Annotated in this window: 4 protein-coding genes; 2 read left to right on the top strand and 2 right to left on the bottom strand. The window is 32.7% G+C overall.

Translation table 11 applies throughout. From position 1 onward, the window contains the following. Nucleotides 1–280: hypothetical protein (locus QZ143_RS09370; RefSeq protein WP_292883548.1), on the top strand; the 280-nt coding region annotated here is incomplete at its 5' end. 438 nt (nt 281–718) lie between these two features. Here QZ143_RS09370 and QZ143_RS09365 read toward each other — a convergent pair. Both QZ143_RS09365 and QZ143_RS09360 read right to left on the bottom strand, forming a co-directional pair. Then, entirely contained in the window at nt 719–1,597 is an 879-nt protein-coding gene (locus QZ143_RS09365) for a type II secretion system F family protein (RefSeq protein ID WP_292883545.1), read from the bottom strand. Between the two features lie 37 nt (nt 1,598–1,634). After that, entirely contained in the window at nt 1,635–3,080 is a 1,446-nt protein-coding gene (locus QZ143_RS09360; RefSeq protein WP_292883543.1) for a CpaF family protein, read from the bottom strand. Between the two features lie 134 nt (nt 3,081–3,214). On the opposite strand from QZ143_RS09360, the gene QZ143_RS09355 reads away from it, so the two are divergent. After that, a partial coding sequence (locus QZ143_RS09355) for an SAM-dependent methyltransferase (protein ID WP_292883540.1) occupies nt 3,215–3,960 on the top strand: 746 nt, incomplete at its 3' end.

The following is a 3,960-nucleotide window of genomic DNA, read 5'->3' as shown; positions in this document are numbered from 1 at the left end:
AAAACAAAATCTTAAAACCAAAAAATATTCTGTTAAAAAGTCTTCTAAAAAGCTCACTGTCAAAGCAACTCTCAAGAACGGTAAAAAAGCAGTCAGCGGTAAAAAGATAACATTGAATATTAATGGTGTAAAAATAACTAAGAAAACCAATAAAAAAGGAATCGCTCAATTCACAATTAAGAAAAATGTTATAAATAAACTTAGTGCAGGTAAAAAATACGCTATGAAATTTACCTACATTAAAAACATAATAAAAACAACTTTAACTGTCAAACGTTAGGGATTTGATCTCTAACCTTTTTTATTTTTTTTTGGTTAATCAAAATATTTATATATTAGTTTATACTACCTGTTATATAACACGTGATATATTATAACACGTGACATATAATATGTTCCATATTTTTAGGTTAACCTAAAAAATACCGAAACATTTATATACTATTATTTACTATGTAATACATAGTGATGTGAATTTAGGTAGGCCTAAATATTGGGCATATCAAAACATTACTCCCAAAACATATTATTTAAATTATCAGTCAAATAATATGCAATCTCCAAAATATATAAAATATTAAATTAGTTTTCACAATTTTCTAATTTAATATGATTGGAAAATTCTTCTGCCAAAAATTTTCCAAAAAGTCGTTGGTGTTTACAATCTCCTCAAAAAAAATAAACACCAATATTATCTCTTTTTTTATAGGATTTTTTTTTAAATTTTAGGCTCTAATTTTTTGATGAAAATTCCCATTAACATAATCACTAGTGGGAAAAATAATGAATAGATTAATATTAATAGATTTCCAGAAATCACATCCCCCATTACCGTTGATCCAGCCATAAGCATTATCAAAATGATGACAGGTGCTAAAATTGCTATGAATGTGTAAATCAGAATAAATGAGTTCAATTTTTGAGAATATTCCTTTAGCTTTATTTGGGTTTCAAAGGAAATGTCTTTTGCAATGATGTCCAGGCTGTTTGCCAGATTGCCTCCAACTCTCAATGTGCCGATTATTTGATGGATGGTTCTGCTTAAGCCCTCTGAGTTGACTCTATGTGACATCTCCTGCAATGACTCTTCAGTTTGTTTTCCGAACTTTATCTCTTCCAGAACTCGTGTAAATTCCTTTGACAGTGATCCGTAATCTGAATTTTTAATTGTCAGCATGGTATCATGCAATCCCTTTCCCGACTTCAGTTCTATGCTCATATGTCTCAATGCATAGGGAAGTTCCTGATTCAAATCTGTGTAGCTGTTTTTTTCTTTAATCTGAGGATAATAAATCAGGAATGTGTAAGTCATTGTGATTAGGATTAAATAAATGCCTCCAATTTCAAAACTGGTGAGATAGGTTATCAAAAATAAAACTGCAATCAGAAGAATTATGGTTTTTTTGTTAAGGAAGTATTTGACCAGTTTATTTCTGATTATGTAGATTTTATCTTCATTCTTTTTTGGATTTTCATTTTCGCTTTCAAAATTTATTCTGGAAAACATTTTTAAATCCAGTTTGGAATTATCCTCTTTTTTAATTTTGATATCTTTTAGAGAAATGCCTTTTATGGAGTTCACCACAAACAGGAACATTCCTCCCAGAGCAATAAAGAATTTTTTAAAAATAATATCACCCGTTTAAAAGGATTCTGTTTAGAACTTTTTGAGGATTTGCATAATACATCTCTAAAATGGTATTGACTTCATTTTCACGATGAATGTTTTGATTTACCATATGTTTAAGCAATAACTCTCTGTTTTCAATTTCCTTATTAATTTCATACAGTGATTTTCCACTTAAGTTTGCAATTTGGGTCAATGTTTTGCTTGAAATGCTCACGTTTTCAATGCTGTCGGTTTCAGGATTCCATTCAAAAATTTTATTCAATTGGATTACTCCCTCTTCTGAGCCAACTACTTCTGCAACTTCACTGATTCTTCTGTATGAAACTCCTGATGGTGTGTATATTCTTTTTTGCATTATAATGAAATCAATTGCCTGAATCATTATCTTTGGAACGGACATGGGATTTGTTGTCAATCTTGTAATTGTTTCCCGTGCACTATTTGAATGGAGTGTTCCAAATCCTGAATGGCCTGTGTTTAATGCGGTAAATAATGTGATTGCCTCTTCGCCTCTCACCTCTCCAACGATTATTCTGTCAGGACGCTGCCTTAGGGAATTTTTTACCAGATCATTCATGGTCAATTCTCCTTTGTTTTCAACATTTGAAGGTCGGGTTTCCATTCTGATAACATGTTCATGGGGTATTTGAAGTTCCAGTGTATCTTCTATGGTTATTATTCTTTCTTTTGGATTGATGAATGATGCCAATGCGTTTAATGTTGTTGTTTTTCCGGAACTTGTTCCTCCTGATATTATAGCATTGGCTGACCTGACTCCGAGTCCGTCAAAACACAACCATAAAAATGCGGCCAGTTCCAATGACAGTGTTTTTGAATTTATCAAATCGATGATGGTCAGTGGGTCTTTTTTAAATTTACGGATTGTAAGTGATGGCCCATCTGCGGATACTGGGGGAATTGTCGCATTGATTCTTGATCCGTCGCTTAGTCTTCCATCCAGAATTGGTGATTCCTTATCGATTCGTCTGTTGATTTGCCTTGCCATTGAATCTATTAAATCGGTTAGCTCCTGCTCGTCATCATAACGGATGTTTGTTTTCATCATTCCATGTTTTCTGTGATAAACGTAAACTGGTTTATTTATGCCGATTATCATGATTTCTTCAAGCTCATCATCCTGAATCAATGAGTCGATTTTACCATATCCAATTATATCCCTGAGTAGCTTGCGGGATAAGTTGTCTAAATATTCATTTGGGATTCTTTTATTTTGATTTTCTCCGGAGAATCTATTAAATAAAAATACTTTGATGTCATTTAACAGTTTGTCTTTGTTTGGCTGAAAATTTTCACCGGATGATATAGCTAAATCCACTAAATTTTCACGAATTTCATCTAAAAGAATTTTTTCTTCAGTTGTGTAATTTTGTTTTAAAACGTCATATTGGGGCATAACTGTATTTTTGCTTAAATTTTCTTTTGTTTCCATTTTTAAAACCTGCTGAGTCTTTTTTCTATATTCTTAAAATTAGTATTACTAATTAATAAACTTTTATTACTTTGCAAATCATAATTACTGACTTAAAACAATACTTTAAATATAATTCAATTGTGGGTGCAATCATGTTTGACAAGAAAGATTTGGATGAGAAAATTAATGCCCTTCATGAATGTGGGGAATGCAGGGATATTCAGATAAAAAAATTTTCACCGATTTGTGACTATGATGACTTTGAAAGTCTCGATGATGACTTTAAGAGATGTTCCTGTGGAAAAAGACCGATTGATGTTGTGATGGCACATATTTTAAAAATAATGGTGGAGGAGGATATAGTTCCCGAAACTGCTACTCTAAGGCGCAACTCACCGGTACCGCTGTCCAATTTCTACTACAGCAGTCTGAATCCGCAATTTCTCAATAAAAACAGTTTGATACTGCTCCATCCTGATTTCAATGATGAAGTAACATCAAGATTGATGGGGGAAGTTTCTGAAGTGGCATGTGTTTTAAAGGGAAGTCCTCAAAATACCGTTGGAATGCTTGATAAGAGTTCAAAGATTAATCATTTTGAAATTCTTGATGGGGACGATACCCAGATAAATGTTATGAGGACACTGGTTGATGAAAAGATAATCATTGTTAAAAACCAGTCCAGACACCATATTGAAGTGGCCGTCACCACCGAGCAAAAGCTGGTTCAGCTACATAACTATTTGAATAATAATGGAATTAAAAAAGGTGTGGCTATTGATGCGATGTGCGGTTTGGGAGCATTGGGAATCTATTTGCTGAAATACGGCTTTGAAAAGGTAATATTCAATGACATCAATCCGGAAATGATTGATCAGCTGAAAGTCAATTTGCAAAT

The organism is Methanobrevibacter sp. UBA188, from assembly GCF_905234905.1.
Taxonomy (GTDB): Archaea; Methanobacteriota; Methanobacteria; order Methanobacteriales; family Methanobacteriaceae; genus Methanocatella.
Note: the sequence above shows the minus strand (reverse complement) of the source record. Positions and strands in the feature narration are given on the sequence as shown.